The organism is Vogesella sp. (assembly GCF_046297735.1).
GTDB lineage: Bacteria > Pseudomonadota > Gammaproteobacteria > Burkholderiales > Chromobacteriaceae > Vogesella > Vogesella urethralis.
In genome coordinates this window covers 13229-33218 of the sequence record NZ_JBKBHK010000008.1, presented here as the reverse complement: position 1 = coordinate 33218, position 19990 = coordinate 13229, and the positions used below count along the sequence as shown (strand labels likewise).

Annotated in this window: 18 protein-coding genes and 1 pseudogene; 15 read left to right on the top strand and 4 right to left on the bottom strand. The window is 64.9% G+C overall.

Annotation, left to right across the window (positions count from 1 at the left end):
- Positions 1 to 10 precede the first annotated feature (10 nt).
- The 12 genes from rfaE1 (at position 11) to ACK4FZ_RS11215 (ending at position 10195) form a co-directional block, all read left to right on the top strand.
- Positions 11 to 973 carry a D-glycero-beta-D-manno-heptose-7-phosphate kinase gene (gene rfaE1, locus ACK4FZ_RS11270; protein WP_144371148.1) on the top strand — a complete coding sequence of 321 codons (963 nt, stop codon included), beginning with the start codon at positions 11 to 13 and terminating at the stop codon, positions 971 to 973.
- Between the two features lie 26 nt (positions 974 to 999).
- Entirely contained in the window at positions 1000 to 1578 is a 579-nt protein-coding gene (locus ACK4FZ_RS11265) for a DUF924 family protein (protein WP_144371147.1), read from the top strand.
- A 19-nt stretch (positions 1579 to 1597) separates the two neighbouring features.
- Entirely contained in the window at positions 1598 to 2593 is a 996-nt protein-coding gene (gene rfaD / locus ACK4FZ_RS11260) for an ADP-glyceromanno-heptose 6-epimerase (RefSeq protein ID WP_409820899.1), read from the top strand.
- Positions 2590 to 3132 carry an NUDIX hydrolase gene (locus tag ACK4FZ_RS11255; protein ID WP_409820897.1) on the top strand — a complete coding sequence of 181 codons (543 nt, stop codon included), beginning with the start codon at positions 2590 to 2592 and terminating at the stop codon, positions 3130 to 3132. Before rfaD ends, ACK4FZ_RS11255 begins: the two co-directional genes overlap by 4 nt.
- Positions 3133 to 3170: 38 nt before the next feature.
- A complete protein-coding gene (gene nrdR, locus ACK4FZ_RS11250) occupies positions 3171 to 3626 on the top strand; it encodes a transcriptional regulator NrdR (RefSeq protein WP_144371144.1) in 456 nt (151 codons plus the stop codon).
- Positions 3627 to 3707: 81 nt separating this feature from the next.
- Positions 3708 to 3872 carry a GNAT family N-acetyltransferase gene (locus ACK4FZ_RS11245; RefSeq protein WP_409820895.1) on the top strand — a complete coding sequence of 55 codons (165 nt, stop codon included), beginning with the start codon at positions 3708 to 3710 and terminating at the stop codon, positions 3870 to 3872.
- 58 nt (positions 3873 to 3930) lie between these two features.
- Complete coding sequence (locus ACK4FZ_RS11240; protein WP_409820893.1) at positions 3931 to 4479, top strand: GNAT family N-acetyltransferase; 549 nt, start codon at positions 3931 to 3933, stop codon at positions 4477 to 4479.
- Positions 4476 to 5591 carry a bifunctional diaminohydroxyphosphoribosylaminopyrimidine deaminase/5-amino-6-(5-phosphoribosylamino)uracil reductase RibD gene (gene ribD, locus ACK4FZ_RS11235; protein ID WP_409820890.1) on the top strand — a complete coding sequence of 372 codons (1116 nt, stop codon included), beginning with the start codon at positions 4476 to 4478 and terminating at the stop codon, positions 5589 to 5591. Before ACK4FZ_RS11240 ends, ribD begins: the two co-directional genes overlap by 4 nt.
- Before the next feature lie 19 nt (positions 5592 to 5610).
- On the top strand, positions 5611 to 6669 hold the full coding sequence (locus tag ACK4FZ_RS11230) for a malate/lactate/ureidoglycolate dehydrogenase (protein WP_409820888.1): 1059 nt from the start codon (positions 5611 to 5613) through the stop codon (positions 6667 to 6669).
- An 11-nt stretch (positions 6670 to 6680) separates the two neighbouring features.
- On the top strand, positions 6681 to 7328 hold the full coding sequence (locus ACK4FZ_RS11225; protein WP_409820885.1) for a hypothetical protein: 648 nt from the start codon (positions 6681 to 6683) through the stop codon (positions 7326 to 7328).
- A gap of 167 nt (positions 7329 to 7495) precedes the next feature.
- Positions 7496 to 8983: a carboxypeptidase M32 gene (locus ACK4FZ_RS11220; protein WP_409820883.1), complete on the top strand. Its 1488-nt coding sequence runs from the start codon at positions 7496 to 7498 to the stop codon at positions 8981 to 8983.
- A 264-nt stretch (positions 8984 to 9247) separates the two neighbouring features.
- Positions 9248 to 10195 carry a sensor domain-containing diguanylate cyclase gene (locus tag ACK4FZ_RS11215; RefSeq protein ID WP_409820881.1) on the top strand — a complete coding sequence of 316 codons (948 nt, stop codon included), beginning with the start codon at positions 9248 to 9250 and terminating at the stop codon, positions 10193 to 10195.
- A gap of 73 nt (positions 10196 to 10268) precedes the next feature.
- Here ACK4FZ_RS11215 and ACK4FZ_RS11210 read toward each other — a convergent pair whose 3' ends face one another.
- Both ACK4FZ_RS11210 and ACK4FZ_RS11205 read right to left on the bottom strand, forming a co-directional pair.
- On the bottom strand, positions 10269 to 10646 hold the full coding sequence (locus ACK4FZ_RS11210; protein ID WP_409820879.1) for a DUF4345 domain-containing protein: 378 nt from the start codon (positions 10644 to 10646) through the stop codon (positions 10269 to 10271).
- Between the two features lie 176 nt (positions 10647 to 10822).
- A complete protein-coding gene (locus ACK4FZ_RS11205) occupies positions 10823 to 12253 on the bottom strand; it encodes a PLP-dependent aminotransferase family protein (RefSeq protein ID WP_144371135.1) in 1431 nt (476 codons plus the stop codon).
- Between the two features lie 153 nt (positions 12254 to 12406).
- Here ACK4FZ_RS11205 and ACK4FZ_RS11200 point away from each other — a divergent pair, with 153 nt between their 5' ends.
- From ACK4FZ_RS11200 to ACK4FZ_RS11190, 3 genes are all read left to right on the top strand, one after another.
- Complete coding sequence (locus ACK4FZ_RS11200; RefSeq protein ID WP_409820877.1) at positions 12407 to 13015, top strand: LysE family translocator; 609 nt, start codon at positions 12407 to 12409, stop codon at positions 13013 to 13015.
- A complete protein-coding gene (locus ACK4FZ_RS11195) occupies positions 13016 to 13711 on the top strand; it encodes an aspartate/glutamate racemase family protein (RefSeq protein ID WP_409820875.1) in 696 nt (231 codons plus the stop codon).
- A gap of 77 nt (positions 13712 to 13788) precedes the next feature.
- Positions 13789 to 14550, top strand: a complete 762-nt coding sequence (locus ACK4FZ_RS11190; protein WP_409820873.1) for a substrate-binding periplasmic protein — start codon at positions 13789 to 13791, stop codon at positions 14548 to 14550.
- A gap of 199 nt (positions 14551 to 14749) precedes the next feature.
- Here ACK4FZ_RS11190 and ACK4FZ_RS11185 read toward each other — a convergent pair.
- Both ACK4FZ_RS11185 and mfd read right to left on the bottom strand, forming a co-directional pair.
- Positions 14750 to 16240, bottom strand: a pseudogene (locus ACK4FZ_RS11185) (methyl-accepting chemotaxis protein); the annotation flags it as partial.
- A gap of 277 nt (positions 16241 to 16517) precedes the next feature.
- Positions 16518 to 19913 carry a transcription-repair coupling factor gene (gene mfd, locus ACK4FZ_RS11180; RefSeq protein ID WP_409820870.1) on the bottom strand — a complete coding sequence of 1132 codons (3396 nt, stop codon included), beginning with the start codon at positions 19911 to 19913 and terminating at the stop codon, positions 16518 to 16520.
- Positions 19914 to 19990: the final 77 nt, after the last annotated feature.

Sequence of the window (19990 nt, the reverse complement as noted above, 5' to 3'; positions counted from 1 at the left end):
GGGAGCGCACATGAGCCTGTTGCAACAGCTGGGCCAGACCCCGGCACAACTGCAAGCCCGCCTGGCCAATAGCCGCGTGCTGGTGGTGGGCGACGTGATGCTGGACCGCTACTGGTTTGGCGATGTGTCGCGCATCTCGCCGGAAGCGCCGGTGCCGGTGGCCAAGATCGCCCGCATGGAAGAACGCGCCGGCGGTGCGGCCAACGTGGCACGCAATATCGCCAGCCTGGGTGGCAAGGCCACCATCCTGTCGGTGGTGGGCGACGACGAAGCCGCTACCGCGCTGACGCGGCTGATGGAAAGCGACGGCATTACCCCGTCGTTCAAGCGCGACCCCGGCATTGCCACCACCATCAAGCTGCGCGTGGTGGCGCGCCAGCAGCAGTTGATCCGCCTCGATTTCGAAGACGCGCCCAGCCACGAGATCCTGAGCGACAAGCTGGACGAATACGCCGCCATCGTGGCCGACCACGACGTGGTGATTTTGTCCGACTACGGCAAGGGCGGTCTGACCCACGTCAGCCGCATGATCGAACTGGCGCGCGCCGCCGGCAAACCGGTGCTGATCGACCCGAAAGGCGACGATTACAGCAAGTACGCCGGCGCCACGCTGCTGACGCCCAACCGCAGCGAATTCAAGCAGGTGGCCGGCAGCTGGCAGAGCGACGAGCAGCTGGCCGCCAAGGCGCAGGCGCTGCGTACCCAGCTGCAGCTGGACGCACTGCTGGTAACGCGCAGCGAGGAAGGCATGACGCTGTACCGCGACGCCGGTGCCGTGCACGAGCCGACCCGCGCGCAAGAGGTTTACGATGTCTCCGGCGCCGGCGATACCGTGATCGGCACCCTGGGCCTGATGCTGGCTGCCGGCCTGGAACTGCCGCTGGCGATGCGGCTGGCCAACGCGGCCGCCGGCATTGTGGTGGCCAAGCTGGGTACCGCCGTGTGCCATCAGCAAGAGTTGTTTGCCCTGTAAACGCAAGCCCGCCAAAGGAGCGCGCCATGCCCTGGTACGAGCAGGTTCTGCAATTCTGGTTCGGCGGCAGCAGCGACGAGCTGCTGTCGGCGCCGCGCGACGCCTGGTTCAAGAAAGACCCGGTGTTCGACGGCATCATCCGCGAGCGCTTTGCGCCGCTGCTGGCCGAGTTGGCCGCCGGTACGCTGCAGCCCGACGCCAGCGACGCGCGCCAGGTGCTGGCCTGGCTGATCGTGGCCGACCAGTTTCCGCGCAACCTGTACCGCGGCGAGGCGCAAGCCTTTGCCACCGACGCGCAGGCGCTGGCGGCTTGTCACGCCGCGCTGGCGGCACGGCTGGATATCCGCCTGCCGCCGGTGGCGCGCTGGTTTGTCTACCTGCCGCTGGAGCACAGCGAGCAGCTGGCCGACCAGGACGAAGCCGTACGCCGCTTCGAGAGCCTGCCGCACGGCAGCCCGGGGCGCGACAATGTGATCGATTTTGCCCGGCGGCATCGCGAGATCGTCGCCCGCTTCGGCCGTTTTCCGCACCGCAATGCGGCGCTGGGCCGAGCCTCTACCGCCGACGAGCTGCAGTTCCTGACCCAGCCCGGCAGCGCGTTCTGAACGCATAAAAGGACAGACTATGACTATCGTGGTAACCGGCGCCGCCGGCTTCATCGGCTCCAACATCGTCAAGGCGCTGAATGCGCGTGGCGAAACCGACATCCTGGCAGTGGACAACCTCAGCAAGGGCGACAAGTTCGTCAACCTGGTGGGCTGCGAGATCAGCGACTACTTGGACAAACAGGACTTCATCAGCCTGATCGGCAGCGGCGATTTCGATGGCGAAATCAGCGCCATCCTGCATCAGGGTGCCTGCTCCGACACCATGAACCACGACGGCAAGTACATGATGGAGAACAACTACCAGTACACGCTGGAGCTGTTCGAATTCTGCCAGGCCGAGGAAATCCCTTTCCTGTACGCCAGTAGCGCCGCCACCTACGGCAAGGGCACCACCTTCAAGGAAGACCGCCAGTACGAAGGCCCGCTCAACGTGTACGGCTACTCCAAGTTCCTGTTCGACCAGATCCTGCGCCGTCGCATGGCCGAAGGCCTCACCGCGCAAGTGGCCGGCTTCCGCTACTTCAACGTGTACGGCCCGCAAGAGCAGCACAAGGGCCGCATGGCCTCGGTGGCGTTCCACAACTTCAACCAGTACCGCGAAACCGGCAAGGTGAAGCTGTTCGGCGGCCACGACGGCTACGCCGACGGCACCCAGAGCCGCGACTTCGTGTCGGTGGAAGACGTGGTAAAGGTCAACCTGTACTTCCTGGACAACCCGGACAAGAGCGGCATCTTCAACCTCGGTTCCGGTCGCGCCCAGCCGTTCAACGACGTGGCGGTGGCCACCGTCAACGCCTGCCGCCGCCACGAAGGCAAGCCGGCGCTGACGCTGCCTGAACTGGTAGAGCAGGGCATCCTGGAATACATCGACTTCCCGGACGCGCTGAAAGGCAAATACCAGAGCTTCACCCAGGCCGATATCGGCAAGCTGCGCGCCGCCGGCTACAGCGAGCCGATGCTGACGGTAGAGCAGGGCGTCGACCGCTACGTGGACTGGCTGATGAGCCGATGAGCCGCCACGCCGCCTTGCTGGTTCGCGTAGCCGCGCGTTTGCTGCTGCGCGACCCCGACGGGCGGGTACTGCTGTTTTCGTACCGGCCGCCCGCTCTGGGCGGCCGTATTGCTTACTGGTTCACCCCGGGCGGTGGGGTGCAGGACGGCGAAAGCCTGGCCGGGGCCGCCTGCCGCGAATGCCTGGAGGAAACCGGCTACCCGCTGGCCGACCCTGGCGAAGCGCTGGCGCGGCGCCAGTTTGCCATGCGGCTGCCGGACGGCAGCGAGGTCTGGGCCGACGAACATTACTTTCACGTACGGGTTGGCCGCATCGCCTTGCGCCAGGATGGCTGGAGCGCACAGGAGCGTGCCAGCATGGGCGAAGGCCGCTGGTTTGACGCCGCGCAGCTGGCCAGCCCGCCGCAGCCGGTATTTCCCGAGCATTTGCTGGCCATGCTGGCGGCCGCCGACGCGCGCGACGCGGAGGCCGCTGCGCCGGATAACGACACTGTCCTGCCCAAAAAATGCGCATTGCTGTTGCCAGGCAGCGATAGCTGATAACATCCGGCTATTGAAACACTGAGGATCGTAAAGCCATGAAATGCCCGTTCTGCGGCTGCGCCGATACCCAGGTGGTGGATTCCCGTGTCAGCGAGGAAGGCAACAGCATCCGCCGCCGCCGCCGCTGCACCAGCTGTGACAAGCGCTTTACAACCTTTGAAACCGCCGAAGTCCGCATGCCGCAAGTGGTGAAAACCGGCGGCCACCGTACCGAGTTCGACGTGGAAAAGGTGCGTACCAGTTTCCTGCGCGCGCTGCACAAGCGCCCGGTGTCTACCCCGTTGGTAGACGACGCCATCAACCGCATCAGCCAGCGCCTGCTGCAGCTGGGCGAGCGCGAGGTGTCCAGCCGCTACATCGGCGAGATGGTAATGAACGAACTGGCCAAGCTGGACAAGGTGGCTTACGTGCGCTTTGCCTCGGTGTACAAGAGCTTCCAGGATATTTCCGAGTTTACCGACGCCATCGAGCAAATCCAGAATCAGGGTTAAGCCCTGCCTGTCACGGCAGGCCTGGCGCCTGCCGTTTTCTTTTGCCGACCCTGCTCTCTTGCTGGTAGCGCTAGCATCTCGTTGCAGCTGTTTGCGGCTACCAAGCCGGCGGTGGCCGAGCGCGCCGGCTTCCGTTTTGAAGGCGTATTGCGCCAGCACTTGTGGCTGCAGGGCCAAGCGCACGACGCTGCCTGTTACAGCCTGCTGGCTATCGAATGGGCAGCGCGCCAGCCGGCTCAGCCTTGACGCTGGCGGGCGGCCAACCTTAGTCTGTGGTCATGACTTTCCTGCATGGAGCCGCATCATGACTGCCCGTATCCAGTTACGCCCGCTGCAAGTGGACGATGCCGAGACCCTGTTTGCCCTGGTAGACGGCAGCCGCGACACACTGTCGCAATGGCTGCCGTGGGTGGATAACACCCGCAGCGCGGCCGATTCGCTGGCCTTCATCCAGCGCACGCTGGCCGACCGTGCCAGCGGCACGGCGCTGACCTGGCTGATCCTGGCCGACGGCCAGCCCGCCGGCGTGTGTGACCTGCACGCCATCAGCGGCTTGAACCGTCATGCGTCCATCGGTTACTGGCTGGCCGACGCCTACGTTGGCCGCGGCTACCTGCCGCAAGCACTGGGCCAGATGCTGCACACCGCGTTTGCCGAGCTGGGCCTGAACCGCATCGACATCATCAGCGCGGCGGCCAACCTGCGCAGCTGCGCGGTGGCGGAACGCAGCGGCTTCCGCCAGGAGGGCGTGCTGCGCGGCTACCTGCGCATCCGTGAGCGCTTCTGGGACGCCCGCATCTACAGCCTGTTGGCCGCCGACTGGCAGCCGCAAGCCACCGAGGCCGACGCATGAGCCTGGTGCTGAACGGCGACGATCACGCTTTCATGCAGCAGGCGCTGCGCTTGGCCGCTGCCGCCACCCGCCGCGCCGCGCCCAACCCCGGCGTCGGCTGCGTGCTGGTGCGCGATGGCCAGGTGATCGGTGCCGGTGCCACACTGAAAGTGGGCAGCGACCACGCCGAAATCCAGGCCATCAAGGACTGCTACGCCCGTGGCCTGACGCCGGCCGGCGCCACCGCCTACGTGACGCTGGAGCCGTGCAGCCATCACGGCCGCACCCCGCCGTGCGCCGAGCGGCTGATCAAGGAAGGCGTGGCGCGCGTGGTGGCTGCCATGGTGGACCCTTACCACGAGGTAGCGGGGCGCGGCATTGCCCTGCTGAACGCCGCCGGCATACCGGCAGTGGCCGGCTGCCTGCAGGCCGAGGCCGAGCGCGTGCACCGCGGTTTCCTGTCGCGGGTGACGCGGCAGCGGCCGTGGCTGACGCTAAAAGCCGCCGCCACGCTGGACGGCAAGACCGCGCTGCAGAACGGTGTCAGCCAGTGGATTACCGGCCCCGACGCCCGTCGCGACGTGCAGCAGCTGCGTGCGGCCAACTGTGCCATCCTCACCGGCAGCGGTACCGTGCTGGCCGACGACCCGCAGCTTACCGTGCGCGACGTGGCGGTGCCGCGCCCGCCGCTGCGCGTGGTGGTGGATAGCGCGCTGGCGACGCCGCCCACCGCCCGCATCTATGACACTACCGCTGCCCCCACGCTGCTGGTCACCACCATCGCCGACCCGGCGCGGCACGCACCCTATCTGGCGCGTGGTGTGCAGCTGCGCGTGCTGGCTACCCCGCAAGGCCGTGTCGACCTGGCGGCACTGCTGGCCAGCCTGGCCGCCGACGGCGTCAACGAACTGATGGTGGAAGCCGGCGCCGGCCTGAACGGCGCGCTGGTGCAAGCCGGGCTGGTAGACGAGATCGTGCTGTACCTGGCGCCGTACCTGGCCGGCGACGCCGCCCGTGGCCTGTTTGCCTGGCCGGCGTTGCAGTCGCTGGACGACAAGCTGCCGCTGCAGATCACCGATAGCCGCATGGTCGGCCCCGACCTGCGCCTGACCCTGCAACCCCGTTACCTGTAACCCTGGAAAGCCTGCCAACATGCTGTTGACCGACGCCACGCTGTACCGCCTTGCCCACGCCACCATGCTGGCACTGGGTTCTACCGATGACGAAGCCGACGTGGTAGCGCAGCACCTGGTGGCGGCCAACCTGAAGGGCCACCCCAGCCACGGCGTGGGTATGCTGCCGTTTTACGTGGACAGCGTGCAGGCCGGTACGCTGCAACCGAACGAGCCGGCCTGGCTGCTGAATGACAGCGGTGCCATCCTGCAGTTTGACGGCGAGCGCGGCTACGGCCAGCGCGTGGTGCGCGAGGCGGTGGATGCCGCCATCGACCGTGTCGCCGATACCGGCATCGTGCTGCTGACGGTGCGCAACAGCCACCACATGGGCCGCATCGGCAGCTACGGCGAGCAAGTGGCCGCCGCCGGCAAGGTGGGGTTGTTCTTCGTCAACGTCACCGACTTCCCGCAGCCGCTGGTGGCGCCGTTTGGCGGCTCGGCGGCGCGCTTTGGCACCAACCCGCTGTGCGTGGCGTTTCCGGCCGGCGCGTCGGAACCGGCGTTTGTGCTGGATTTCGCCACCAGCATGGTGGCGTACGGCAAGACGCGGGTGGCCTACCTGGCCGGCCAGCATTTCGACGAGCCGGTGATGCTGGACGCCGCCGGCCAACCCACGGCCGACCCGGCTGCCATGCACGAAGCGCCGACCGGTGCGCTGCGCCCGATCGCCGCGCACAAGGGCGGCGGCCTGGTGGCGGCTATCGAGTTGCTGGCCGGTTTGCTGTCTGGCGGCGGTACGCTGCAGCCGGGCAACCCGCGTGCAGGCGGCATCGTCAATAACCTGACCGCCGTCATCATCGACCCGGCTGCGGTGGCCGATACCGACTGGCTGCGACAGGAGTACGATGCGATGGCGGCGTACATCCGCAGCTCGCCGCCGCCGGCCGGGCAGCCGCCGTTGCAACTGGCCGGCGAGCCGGAGCGCCGCCGCGAGGCAGAAGCCCGCAGCAGGGGCATCGAGATGTCCGATAATGAATGGGCGGCCATTGTGGCCGCCGCCCGCCGTGCCGGTGTGGTCAACCCGGAAGCGTTGTAGTAGGAGCAAGCATGGCCCGAGACAAGATGGACGACGCGCTGGACGCGTACCTGAGCCTGCTGCAAAACAAGGGGGCCGCGGCGGCGGTGATCGACTTTCGCCGCCGCGTGCTGGCCAGGCTGAACCAGATCCTGCGCAGCCAGCGCGGTGGCGCGGCGATGTACCGCCCGGCGGTGGACGCGCTGCTGTCGCTGTGCGCGCCGGTAGACCGCGCCGGTGCCATGCTGGCCGCACGCGAGTACTACTATTTCTGGCTGGACGACGTCAAAAGGTTGGCCGCACTGCACGCCCGCGACGGTTTTTCCACCCATCACGTGCGCGTACCGGTGTTGGCCGACCTGCACCAACTGCAACAGCGCATGCAGGACGAAGGCTTTGCCGACTACCCGCCGTCGCTGGACATCTACCTCGGCCAGCTGTACGAGCAGGGCGGCGACGAGGCGCTGCTGGCCGAGCGCGGCGCGTTGATCCGCCCCTTGCTGTACCTGCTGCACGGCCATCCGCATCACCCGGACAGCTTCCGCACCGCCATCGACGCCATGCTGTTGCACCTGGCCGACAGCCAGGCGCGCGACAGCTTTGTCGCTATCGCCCGCGAGTTCTTTTACTACTGGCTGTCGTTTCCCGGTGCCGGGGTACGTGCCGCCACCCCGTCCTGACGGCCAATTGCCGAGCCGGCTGCGGCACGGCATCATCGCGGCCAACGTAGTGTTCCTGCCGGCGCCCTGGCTGCCGGCTTGTCCGACCCCCGCGCTGCTGCGCCCGTTTTTGCCCGCCACCACCCGTCGGGCGCCGGCCGGCAGCGTTTAGCCCGGTACGCCCAACCATGCCCCTGACTGCTTACCCGCAACTGGAAACCGCCTTTACCCGCCTGTACCGTTACCAGCATCTGGCCGCCATCGCCGGCTGGGACCAGGCGGCGATGATGCCTGCCAAAGGCAACGACGCCCGCGCCGCTGCCATGGCCGAGCTGCAAGTGCTGATGCACCACACGCTGACCGACCCAGCGCTGAAGCCGCTGTTCGATGCAGCGGCCGGCGAGACGCTGGACGATGTACAACAAGCCAGCCTGCGCGAGATGCGCCGCGCCTGGCAGCAAGCCAACCTGCTGCCCGCCAGCCTGGTAGAAGCCAAGAGCCTGGCTGGCAGCCGCTGCGAACACGCGTGGCGCAGCCAGCGCAAGGCCAACGACTGGCAAGGCTTTCTGCAGAACTTCCGCGAGGTGGTGAAACTGTCGCGCCAAGAGGCGCAATACCTGTCCGACGCTACCGGCGTATCGCGCTACGACGCGCTGATGGACCTGTACGAGCCGGGCATGAACAGCGCCGAGGTACAGCGTATTTTCGACGACGTGAAAAGCTGGCTGCCGGGCCTGATCCGCGACGTGATGGCCAAACAGGCCGGCGAAAGCACGCTGGCGGCGCAAGGCCCGTTCCCGGTGGCGGCGCAGCGCGCACTGGGCGTGGAAGTGATGGGCCTGCTGGGCTTCGACTTCGACGCCGGCCGCCTGGACGTGTCGGTGCACCCGTTCTGCGGTGGTGTGGCCGAAGACGTGCGCATCACCACCCGCTACCGTGAAGACGACTTCGTGCAGAGCCTGATGGGCATCGTGCACGAAACCGGCCACGCCCGTTACGAGCAGAACCTGCCGCGCCAGCTGGTGCACCTGCCAGTGGGGCAGGCGCGCTCGATGGGCATTCACGAAAGCCAGAGCCTGTCGTTCGAGATGCAGCTGGGCCGCAACCCGGCCTTTCTGCAACTGATTGCCCCGCTGGTGAAAAAACACCTGGGCGAGCAGCCTGCCTTCGATGCGGCCAACCTGGCCCTGTTGTACAGCCGCGTCCGCCCCGGCTATATCCGCGTGGACGCCGACGAGCTGACCTACCCGGCACACGTGATCCTGCGCTTCGAGATCGAGCGTGCGCTGATCGAAGGCGACATCGAAGCCGAAGACATCCCGGCGCTGTGGGACGAGAAGATGATGGCCTACCTGGGCGTCGACACCCGCGGCAACTACCGTGACGGCTGCCTGCAAGACATCCACTGGACCGACGGCAGCTTTGGCTACTTCCCCAGCTACACGCTGGGTGCCATGTACGCCGCGCAGTACTTTGCCGTCATCCGCCAGCACTACCCCGACCTGGACAGCCGCATTGCCGCTGGCGACCTGGCACCGGTATTCGACTGGCTGCAGGCCAATATCTGGCAGCAGGCTAGCCTGTGGTCCACGCCGGATCTGGTACAGCGCGCCACCGGCAGCAGCCTTGACCCGGCGCACTTCCGCGCCCACTTGCAGGCGCGTTACCTGGCCTGATGCTGCACTGCACACGCCTAGCCCGGACTGTTGCCCGTCATGCGGCACACAGCCGGGCTTTTTTACATGTCAGGCTTATAAAGCTAGTTAGCTCATTGGCGTAATTTATATCGAATTTAAACGACTGAGCGCAGCGCTATTTCATCACTTCATAAATCGCAGTATAAATCTGATGAGAATCGTGGCAGGCGCCATCGCGCGGTTCGCACTATTACATACTGGCGCAGGCCGCCGCTGACAGGCAGGGGTGGCAGAGGGGAAAGCATGTCGACGGGTCAGCACGCATTGGCACCTCACGACATAGAGCAGGTGCTGTTTCATAGTCTGGATGTCATACCCATCCCGGCCCTGGTGTCTTCGTCGGACGCCTCGTCGGAGGGACGTCGCAACCATCTGTTTATCAACAAGGCCTTTTTGCGGCAGATCGGCTACACCACCGAGGAAATGCCGGACATGCTCAGCTGGTTCCAGCTGGCTTATCCGGACCCTATTTACCGGCAGCAGATCGTGCGCGAATGGCAGCACGCGGTAGAGCTCAGCCTGGCACGCGGCGAAAACGTAGCCGAGATGAGCGCCTTGGTGCGTTGCAAGAATGGCGAGCGGCGCTGGTTCATCGTGGCGGCCCAGATCAAGGCCGACATCCTGCCGGCCTGGCATATCGTCACCTTTCGTGACGTACACGACCTGCACTGCATGGTGGAAGAAAACCGCCGCTTGTCGATTACCGACCCGCTCACCCAGCTGGCCAACCGGCGAGAAGCGCAGATGCAGCTGGAGATGGCGCGTAACGCCTTCCTGCAGCATGACCGTGTTTTCAGCCTGTTATTGTGCGATATCGATCACTTCAAGTTGCTGAACGACCGTTTTGGCCACGATTGCGGCGACGAGGCGTTGTGCCTGCTGGCTGCCACCTTGCAGGCCTGTGCGCGGCAAGGCGACTGCGTCGCGCGCTGGGGGGGCGAGGAGTTCATGCTGCTGCTGCCCGCTACCAACCTGGCAGGTGCCATGGCGCTGGGGCAGCGCATTCGCCAGCAAGTAGCCAGCATTGTCCTGCCGTGGGAAGGTGCGCCACGACTCAGTGTCAGTATGGGTTGCGCCACCATGGTGCCGGAGCTGACGCTGGACAGTCTGATCCGCCAGGCCGACCAGGCGCTGTACCGCGCCAAATCTGCCGGTCGCGACTGTGTGGTAGGCGGTGTCGTGGAACCGTGAGTCGTTTCCCTGAAAGACACGCCCGACCCCGGCCCGCTTGTCTGACAAGCGGGCCGTCTGTGCAAGCAAAGCCTCAGTCTGCCCGCTTCAGCAGCAACAAACCCAATACACCGCACACCAACTCCAGTAGCAGATAAACCACCAGCACCTTGTCGGGCATGCCATCGATCAGCAGGCTGCCTACCCGGCCGATGGCCAGCCCGAACATGAACACCACCAGGCTTTGCAAGGCAGCCTGGCGCAGGGGCTGGCGCAGCGCGCCGGCTACCCAGAACAGCGCCAGTGTGAGATACAGGCCCATGATGGCGCGAAAGATGTGGAAGCCATTGACGCTGTCTACCTGCAGGCCAAACAGCTGACCCAGGCTTTGTTGCGGCATCAGACCGTAAGAGAGCGCGATCGGCACCAGGCCGATGGCGGTACCGATCAGGAAAAGCTGACGCAGATTCATCCGTTAACCCCTTTCTGTTTATTGTGTGCGGCGGTGTGGCTGCTCGCCGCAGCGCAGCCATGTGCCGCGCTGCCAGCCAGTATCGGCAGCGCATCAGAACAGGGTCAATGCAGGTATTTATCGTGATGGCTCTTGGGCTGGTTTGCCGTGTGGCGGGCTGTCCACAGCCCCCACCTTCACCCTGCGCGGCAGCGTGCGGCCAACTCGCCCACGGTACGCAGCGCGTTGATAAAGCGCTCGTCCAGCGGCTGGCAGCAGGAGAGGCGCAGCGCGTTGCGATAGCGGCCGCTGGGCGAGTACAGCGGGCCGGGCGAGATACTGATGCGCTCGTGGATGGCCAGGTCGAACAGTTTTACCGTGTCGTAGCCGTCTGGCAGCTCTACCCACACCAGAAAGCCGCCGCTGGGGTGGGTGGCGCGGGTGCCGGGCGGAAAGTGGGCGGCAATCAGCGCCCGCACCTTGTCGATGTGCAGCGTGTAGCGGCGCTTCAGCGAGCGCAGGTGGTGGTCGTAGCCGCCCGATTCCAGAAACGCGCCCAGCGTTTCGCACAGCACCAGCGGTTCGGCGATCGAGCTGGCGAACTTCAGCTTCTTGATGTCGGCGCCAAAGCGGCCGCCTTCCAGCCAGCCGACACGGAAATCCGGCGCCAGCGTTTTGGTGTAGCTGGCGCAGACGATCACCCAGCCGTCCTGGTCGTAGGCTTTCACCGCCGGTTGCAGCGCGTCGCCGAATTGCAGTTCGGCGTACAGCGCGTCTTCGATCAGCGGCACCTGGTAGCGGTTCACCAGTGCGGCCAACCTTTTCTTGTTGTCGGTGGACATGCTGCAGCCCAGCGGGTTGTGCACATTGGGCATGGCGACCACCGCCTGCACCCGCTTTTCGCTCAGCAGCAGCTCCAGGGCGTCCAGCGACAGACCGTGCTGCGGGTCGGTGGGAATCTCGACTGCCTTCAGCCCCAGGCTGGCAAACAGCGGCAGCAGGTTGAAATAGGTGGGCGACTCGATGCCCACGGTGTCGCCGTGGCGGCACACGGCGCGCAAGGCCAGTTGCAATGCCTCCATCGCACCGTGGGTCAGGATGATGTTGTCGGCCTGCAGCGCCATGCCTAGTTCCAGGCCACGGCGAGCAATCTGGGTACGCAGCCGTTCCGAACCTGGCGGCAGCGCGTAATTGCTGACCAGCCCGGGGCTTTTGCGCAGCACCTGGCCCATCAGCCGTGCCAGCTTGCCGGCCGGGTAGAAATCGCCGCCGCGCGGGCAGGCCAGCGCCATGTCGATATAACCGGGTGTCTGCTGCGCCTGCAGCGCGGCGCCGATCAGGTCCAGCACTGCGCCATCGGTACCTTGCGCCGGCCCCGCTTCGCGCAGCGCACCACGTGCCGGCGAAGCCAGCCGTGCCTTGACGTAATAGCCGGACTGCGGCCGCGCCTCCACCAGGCCGCGGTCTTCCAGCACGCGGTAAGCGGCCACCACGGTATTGAGCGATAACTGGCGGCTGTGCGCCGTTTTGCGCACCGATGGCAGGCGCGAGCCGGGGGGCAGGGTGCCGCGATTGATGGCGCTGGACAGATCGTCGGCCAGTTGCTGATACAGGGTGGCGTTTTCCATGGCGGGCTCGGCTGGGACAGTAGGCGGTAAAAACAAAGGTGACAGTGGTATCACAAGTGAAACTGTCACCATGACAATAATAAATTCTTGCGCCTGTCACCGGCAAGCGGCCTTGTCTACGATGGTGGCTCACCTACCCCAAGGAGCTGTGCCATGCTGAGCTTGCCGCTTGTGAGCTACGTTTCGCTGATGTCGGTTACCCCCGGCCCCAACAACCTGATGTTGGCCGCATCCGGCGTCAATTTCGGTTTTCGCCGCAGCCTGCCGCACCTGTTCGGTATCAGCATCGGCCACGGTATCCAGGTGCTGATCGTGGCGCTGCTGCTGGGCTGGGTGATGGCGCTGCTGAACGACTGGCGCCTGCTGCTCAGCCTGGCTGGCTGTGGCTACCTGTTCTGGCTATCGTGGCAGGTGTGGCTGGCCGGGGCGCCCCAGGCGCGTGACGCGGTGACGCCGATGAGCTTTATCGGCGCCGCAGCGTTCCAGTGGGTGAACCCCAAGGCCTGGGTGATGGTGGTGAACACCAGCCTGCTGTTCTTGCCGGCTGGCGCAAGTTGGCCGCAGGCGTTGTGGCTGGCGCTGCTGTGCGCGGCCATCAACTTCCCCTGCATCTGTTTGTGGGCGGCACTGGGCGACGGCCTGCGCCGCTACCTCAGCCAAGACGGTGCCCGCCGCGTGTTCAATGGCATCATGGCGCTCGCGATGGCGGCGACGGCGGCCTGGCTGCTGCTGGATGAACTGACACTGAGCGGAGTACTGTAAATGACGACAAGACTATTGGGTTTGCTGGGCGGCATGAGCTGGGAATCCACCGCCCACTACTATGCCTACCTTAACCGGGGCGTGCGCCAGGCGCGTGGCGGCCTGCACTCGGCGCCGCTGCTGCTGCACAGTGTCGATTTTGCCGCCATTGCCGACATGCAGCAGCGCGGTGACTGGGCGGCTGCGGCCAAGGTGCTGGGCCAGGCCGGGCAGGGCCTGGCGGCGGCCGGCGCCGGCGCCTTGCTGCTGTGTACCAACACCATGCACAAGGTGGCCGCCCCGGTGGCCGAGATGGTGGGCATCCCTTTGCTGCATATTGCCGACCCCACCATCGCCGCGCTGCAAGGTGCCGGCGTCAGCCGTGTCGGGCTGCTGGGTACCCGCTTCACCATGGAAGACGACTTCTATACCTCGCGGCTGCTGGCAGCCGGTTTGACGGTCTGCGTGCCGTCTGCCGCAGACCGTGCCGAGGTGCACCGCATCATTTTTGACGAGCTATGCCTGGGGCAGCTGCAGGCGGGGTCGCGCCAGCGCCTGCTAGGCATGATCGACACCTTGCGTGCTGACGGTGCCCAGGCGGTGATTCTGGGTTGTACCGAGCTGGCGATGCTGGTGGGCCCGGCCGACACCGACATGCCCTTGTTCGATACCACCGCCTTACATGCCGAGGCGGCAGTGATGTGGTTGCTGTCGTAATTCTGTCGTAGTGTTTTTATAAAAAATACGCATAATGACTTTATCTGACTTATCGAGTCATGTATTGCGAGAGCAGTATGAACAAGCGTATTGCGAGTAGCAGTCTGCTGGCATGGTTGTGCCTGGCAGCCCCTGTTGCGGCCAACCCGGTGGTGAGTGTGTGCGCCGAGCCATGGGCACCTTTTATTGAAAGTGACGACAAGCAGCCGGCCCGCGGTATTGCCGCCGACCTCATCAGCCGGGTAGCTGCGGCCCATCACCTGCGGGTCAAATATATCTTCAAATCTGCCGGTGCCTGCCTGCGTCTGGCCCGTCAAGGCCAGGTCGATATGCTGGCCTTTGCCGATGCTGCCGACAGCCCGCCCGGCTGGGTGCAAACGCGCCAACCGCTGGTGTACTGGCTGCTCAGTGCCTGGGTACCTGCTACCAGTCACCATCATACTTTTGCTGTTCTGGATGCCTTTAGCGGCCAGCGAGTAGGTTGGGTCGGCGCCTATGCCTATCCGGTGGCGTTGAAGCAGAAGCAGGACTGGCAACGGGTTGACGTTATCGACACCGAGCGTGGCATGCGCATGCTACTAGGGGGGAGGGTGGATGTGGTATTCGACGACAGCATGGCGTCTGCCACGCTGCCTGCAGCGCTGCGCGACAGGGTACGCCAGCTCAAACCGTTGGTAGGTAGCACCAGCCAGCCGATTAGCCTGCGCCCTGGCCTGCAGGCGCTGCGCGATGGTATTGATGCCGAAGCCGCCGCCCTGCGCAAGAGTGGCCAGCTGGATGATTTCTATCAGAACTACTTTGGCAGCAGTCTGCAGCAAGTACTGAACTCCTTGCATTAGCGCTGGGTACTGTATCAGCGCAGCTGACGGCAAGCCGAGCTGCCCTGCCCGCTGCCTTGCGGCAAGCGGGCGAGGCCTGCCGGTTATACTTGTAGCTGCTGACTTCGCGGTCCAGCAGTACCGCCAGCTCGTTCAGATGGCGCGCCTGCTCGGTGACGCTATGCGCCGCACTGGCGTTTTCTTCCGACATCTGCGCCACGGTTTCTACCTGCTGCGCAATGCTGTTGGCCGCCGCACCCTGTTCGCGGATGGCGCTGGCAATTTCACCCACCACGCGTTTGCTGTCGTCGGCAGCCACCGCGATTTCCTGCATGGTCTGTCGCGCACGCTCGGTTTCTTGCACCCCGCTTTCCATGCTGCCCACTGCGCGGCTAACCCCCGCCGTCGCGTCGTCCGACTTGCCCTGCATGGTATTGATCATTTGTGCGATTTCGGTGGTGGAGCTGGCAGTGCGCTCGGCCAGCTTGCGCACCTCGTCGGCCACCACGGCAAAGCCACGGCCCATCTCGCCGGCGCGGGCGGCTTCGATGGCGGCGTTCAGCGCCAGCAGGTTGGTCTGGTCGGCCACGTCGCGGATGACGTTGATCACCGAATGGATGGCGTTGGTCTGCTGGTTCAGCGCGCCCATATGGTTGGACACGTCGCGCACCGAGTCGGCCATGCCGAGGATGGTGCTGCTGCTGTTTTCGATTACCTGCTCGCCGTGGCGCGCCTTGTGGCCGGTGTCTTGCGCCAGCGTGTTGGCCTCCTGGGTACGGTCGGCCACGTGATTGATGCTGACGGTAATTTGCTCCAGCGCGGCTGCCATTGACGATGCCGACTGGCTTTGCGCCGACGACCCGGCAGAGACCTGGCCGGCGGCGGCGGCCAGGCTGGCCGCCGTGGTGCTGACCTGTGCCGACGAGTCGGCCACCCGTTGCAGGCTGTCGTGCAGGCGCGTGGTCAACTGGTTGAAGTGTTGCAACAGGCCGCCGATTTCGTCTTCACGGCGAATGCTGCAGCGGCGCGACAGGTCCAGGTGCTCGGTCATGTCGGCAATGTCGGCAGCAGCCGTATTGATGCTGCCCACCACTTGCAGGTAAGTGCGCCACGCAATCAGGCCCAGCGTCAGCAAGGCCAGTACGGCGGTGACGGCCAGCCATAGCAGGGCGCTGTGTTCGGCGTCCTTCAGTTGTTGGTGGGCGTCGCGCCCTTCCTGCTGGTTGTGCTGGATCAGCTTCAGTGCCTGGTCGCGTACTTGCAGGAACTCGTCGCGCAGATTGTTCAGCCGGGTCATGGCAGCGGCGGCGTCGCCGCCCTGAAAGGTGCGGATGATCTCGTCGAAGTGCTGGTTGCTGCGCTCGGCACCCTGGCGGAAGTCATTCAGCAGCTTGCGCTCCTCATCATCGCGCACCAGCGTTTCGTAGCGTTGCAGGCTGTCGTACAGCTCTTTGCGGTAGCGCTGGAACGACTGCATGACCGCGCCTTGTTTGTCTGGCGTCTGCCCCATCATGCTGAACAGCGCTGCCCGCTGCTGTACGAAGTTCAGGCTGGCGTTGCCCAGTAGTTCGACGCTGGGTACCGTTTTTTCGGCGATGTAGGCCGATGCATCCCGGATGCGGTTGAGCTGGACGAAGGCGATGAGCAGGATGACGCTGAAAGCAGCGACGGCAACGGCGGTCTGCATTTGCAGACGGGTGGCAATTTTCATGAAACACCTCGGACCGATTGATGAAAAGGTACTTACAGGTGCTGTGTTGTGCGAGTGCTACCCGCCTTTAGGCGTCTGCGGGCGTATTATTTTCTTTGTGCCGATTTATAGAAATGGCATTGATCTTTCAATGCTATGACAATTGGTCGTACAAATGAGAACCAGTTATTGCCGATTTGGCGAACATGCTGTTCTGCTGCGCTGCACAATTGCAACCGTGCCAGACAGCAAAACGCCCCGGGGTGTCCGGGGCGTGTCGGCGAAGTAGTTGGCCGCCTTATTGCAGTTCGCGCAGTAATTCCTTCACCCGCACGATGCGCATGGCTACTTCCGGTATTGGGCTTTCCACCCGCAGCTTGTCCTGGCCCGCCAGCTTGTAGTTCCGCTTGCTCTGGATCAGCTGGATGATCTTCATCGGGTCAATCGGCGGGTTGGGGACGAAGGTAAGCTGGATGGCCACCTCGCTGGCGTCCAGCTTCTGGATGCCCATCTCGCGTGCGGCCAACCTCAGCCGATGGCTTTCGATCAGCGTCTTCACGGTTTGCGGCGGCAGGCCGAAGCGGTCGATCAGTTCTTCGTGGATGGTGTCGATCTCGTCTTCGCTATCGCAGGTGGCCAGCCGCTTGTAGATCACCAGCCGCTCGTGCACGCCGGGGCAGTACTCGTCCGGCAGCAGCGCCGGGCTGTGCAGGTTGATTTCGGTGGTAACACCCAGCGGCGCGTCCAGGTCCGGCTCGCGGCCCTTTTTGAGGTCGCGTACCGCTTGCTTCAGCATTTCGGTAAACAGGCTGAAGCCGACTTCCTGCATCTCGCCGGATTGCCCCTCGCCCAGCACTTCGCCGGCGCCACGGATTTCCAGGTCGTGCATGGCCAGGTAGAAGCCGGCGCCCAGCTCTTCGGAGGCCTGGATCGCCTCCAGCCGCTTCTGCGCGTCGCGGGTCATGCCTTCGCCGGTCAGCAGGTAGGCGTAGGCCTGGTGGTGGCTGCGGCCAACCCGGCCGCGCAGCTGGTGCAGCTGGGCCAGGCCGAACTTGTCGGCACGGTTGATCAGGATGGTGTTGGCGTTGGGGATGTCGATGCCGGTTTCGATGATGGTGGAGCACAGCAGCACGTTGAAGCGCACTTGCAGGAAGTCGCGCATTACCTGTTCCAGCTCGCGCTCGCGCAACTGGCCGTGCGCCACGCCGATGCGCGCCTCCGGCACCAGCTCGGCCAGCTTTTCGCGCATGTTCTCGATGGTGTCCACCTCGTTGTGCAGGAAGAACACCTGGCCGCCGCGCTTGAACTCGCGCAGCATGGCTTCGCGGATGACGCCGTTGCTGATCGGGCTGACAAAGGTTTTTACTGCCAGCCGGCGCGACGGCGCAGTGGTGATGGCGGAGAACTCGCGCAGGCCTTCCAGCGCCATCGACAGCGTGCGCGGAATCGGCGTGGCGGTCAGCGTCAGCACGTCCACGTTGGCGCGCAGCCGCTTCAGCTGTTCTTTCTGGCGCACGCCAAAGCGGTGTTCTTCGTCGATGATCACCAGCCCCAGGTTCTTGAAGCTGACATCCGGCTGCACCAGTTTGTGGGTGCCGATCACGATGTCGATGCTGCCGGCGGCCAAGCCTTCCATCGCCTGCTTCACTTCCTTGGCGCTCTTGAAGCGCGACAGCTCGGCAATGCGCACCGGCCAGTCGGCAAAGCGGTCGCTGAAGTTCTGGAAGTGCTGTTCGGCCAGCAGTGTGGTGGGCACCAGCACCGCCACCTGCTTGCCGCCCATCACCGCCACAAAGGCGGCGCGCAGCGCGACTTCGGTTTTGCCAAAGCCGACGTCGCCGCACACCAGGCGGTCCATCGGGCGGCCGCTGGTCATGTCGTGGATTACCGCCTCGATAGCGCTGGCCTGGTCCGGGGTTTCCTCGAAGCCGAAGCCGGCGGCAAAGGCGTCGTAATCGTGGTGGTTCAGCGTGAAGCTGTGGCCTTCGCGCGCGGCGCGCTGCGCGTACAGGTTCAGCAGCTCGGCGGCGGTGTCGCGGGCTTTTTCGGCGGCCTTTTTCTTGGCCTTGTCCCAGGCCGGGCTGCCCAACCGGTGCAGCTGTACGTTGTCGCTGGCGTGGCCGGCGTAGCGGCTGATCAGTTGCAGCTGCGCTACCGGCACGTACAGCGTGGCGCCTTCGGCGTACTCCAGCTGCATCATTTCGGTTTCGCCTTCGCCCAGGTCGATCGACACCAAACCCATGTAGCGGCCGATGCCGTGCGCTTCGTGTACCACCGGGTCGCCCACTTTTACCTCGGCCAGGTCGCGCAGCATGGCGTCGCTGTTGGCCGCACTCTTGCGCCGTTTGCCGTGGCTGCGGGCGATGTGCTGGTACAGCTCGGCTTCGGTAACGATGGCGATCTGCTGCTGGTGCAGCTCGAAACCGTTGAACAGCGGCGCGTGGATCAGGCCCAGCGCCATCTTGCCGTGGGCAAAGCTGTGCCAGTCGTCTACCGCCTTGGCCTTGATGCCGTGTTCCTGCAAGAAGTGGAACAGTGTCTCGCGCCGGCCCAGGCTTTCAGCGGCAATCAGCACCCGGCCGCTGTAGCGGCGGGTGAAGTCGTCCAGTTTGGTGAGCGGGTTGTCGGCGCGGCGGTCTACCGCCAGGTCGGGCAGCGGCAGGTAGTCGGCGTTGCCATCGCCGTGCAGCTCCAGCCGCGAGTAGGGCTTGAGCGCGCCCATCAGCTCGTCCGGGCGCAGGAACAGCTCTACCGGTGGCAGTACTGGCCGTTCGGGGTTGCCGCCGGCCATCTGGTAGCGGCTGTGTGCGTCGCGCCAGAATTCTTCCGCCGCCGCCATCACGCCACCGTGCACGATCAGGCGGGCGTTGTCGCCCAGGTAGTCGAACAGGGTAGCGGTGCTGTCGAAGAACAACGGCAGGTAGTACTCGATACCGGCCGGCCACAGATTATTGGAGACGTCTTTGTAGATGCGGCTCTTGGACGGGTCGCCTTCCATCTTTTCGCGATAGTGCTGGCGGAAAGCGGTGACGCCGTCTTCGTCGGTGGGGTATTCGCGTGCCGGCAGCAGGCGAATCTCCGGTACCGGGTACAGCGTGCGCTGGGTGTCGGGGTCGAAGGTTTTCAGGCTGTCGATTTCGTCATCGAACAGGTCGATGCGGTACGGCAGCGCGCTGCCCATCGGAAACAGGTCTACCAGGCCGCCGCGCAGCGAGAACTCGCCTGGCGCCACCACTTGCGACACGTGCTGGTAGCCGGCCGTGACCATGTCGGCGCGCAGGCGGTCCACGTCCAGCCGTTGCTTCTGTTTCAGCCAGAAGGTGCGGCCCAGCAGGAAGCTTACCGGAGACAGCCGCGTCAGCGCGGTGGTGATGGGGGCAATGACCACGTCGCACTCGCCATTGCGGATTTGCCACAGCGTGGCCAGCCGTTCCGATACCAGGTCGCCGTGCGGCGAGAAGTGGTCGTAGGGCAGCGTTTCCCAGTCCGGCAGCAGCGCGATGCGCCAGTCCGGACGGAAGAACGGCAGCTCGGCCTTCAGCCGTTGCGCGTCCTGCGCGCTGGCGGTCAGGATCAGCAGTGGTTGGCAGCTCTCCGGCAGGTCGGCGATCAGCGCGCTGTCGGCACTGCCTGCCGGGCGGGGCAGCGGGGTCTTCTGGCCGGGTACCGGCCATGCTCGCGGTGTGATGGTCATATCGCTACACATTCTCGGGGAGGCGGGTATTATAGAGCCACACCGGCACAACAGCTGCGCCAGACAGCGAAATCCTG

Bases quoted from the DNA above. Each gene is read 5' to 3' on its own strand.
- ACK4FZ_RS11225 (WP_409820885.1), top strand. From the start codon at position 6,681: ATGGCCCGAGACAAGATGGACGACGCGCTGGACGCGTACCTGAGCCTG.
- rfaE1 (WP_144371148.1), top strand. From the start codon at position 11: ATGAGCCTGTTGCAACAGCTGGGCCAGACCCCGGCACAACTGCAAGCC.
- ACK4FZ_RS11220 (WP_409820883.1), top strand. From the start codon at position 7,496: ATGCCCCTGACTGCTTACCCGCAACTGGAAACCGCCTTTACCCGCCTG.
- mfd (WP_409820870.1), bottom strand. From the start codon at position 19,913: ATGACCATCACACCGCGAGCATGGCCGGTACCCGGCCAGAAGACCCCG.
- ACK4FZ_RS11210 (WP_409820879.1), bottom strand. From the start codon at position 10,646: ATGAATCTGCGTCAGCTTTTCCTGATCGGTACCGCCATCGGCCTGGTG.
- ACK4FZ_RS11240 (WP_409820893.1), top strand. From the start codon at position 3,931: ATGACTGCCCGTATCCAGTTACGCCCGCTGCAAGTGGACGATGCCGAG.
- ACK4FZ_RS11205 (WP_144371135.1), bottom strand. From the start codon at position 12,253: ATGGAAAACGCCACCCTGTATCAGCAACTGGCCGACGATCTGTCCAGC.
- ACK4FZ_RS11255 (WP_409820897.1), top strand. From the start codon at position 2,590: ATGAGCCGCCACGCCGCCTTGCTGGTTCGCGTAGCCGCGCGTTTGCTG.
- ACK4FZ_RS11230 (WP_409820888.1), top strand. From the start codon at position 5,611: ATGCTGTTGACCGACGCCACGCTGTACCGCCTTGCCCACGCCACCATG.
- ACK4FZ_RS11195 (WP_409820875.1), top strand. From the start codon at position 13,016: ATGACGACAAGACTATTGGGTTTGCTGGGCGGCATGAGCTGGGAATCC.
- ribD (WP_409820890.1), top strand. From the start codon at position 4,476: ATGAGCCTGGTGCTGAACGGCGACGATCACGCTTTCATGCAGCAGGCG.
- ACK4FZ_RS11215 (WP_409820881.1), top strand. From the start codon at position 9,248: ATGTCGACGGGTCAGCACGCATTGGCACCTCACGACATAGAGCAGGTG.
- ACK4FZ_RS11190 (WP_409820873.1), top strand. From the start codon at position 13,789: ATGAACAAGCGTATTGCGAGTAGCAGTCTGCTGGCATGGTTGTGCCTG.
- ACK4FZ_RS11200 (WP_409820877.1), top strand. From the start codon at position 12,407: ATGCTGAGCTTGCCGCTTGTGAGCTACGTTTCGCTGATGTCGGTTACC.
- nrdR (WP_144371144.1), top strand. From the start codon at position 3,171: ATGAAATGCCCGTTCTGCGGCTGCGCCGATACCCAGGTGGTGGATTCC.
- rfaD (WP_409820899.1), top strand. From the start codon at position 1,598: ATGACTATCGTGGTAACCGGCGCCGCCGGCTTCATCGGCTCCAACATC.
- ACK4FZ_RS11265 (WP_144371147.1), top strand. From the start codon at position 1,000: ATGCCCTGGTACGAGCAGGTTCTGCAATTCTGGTTCGGCGGCAGCAGC.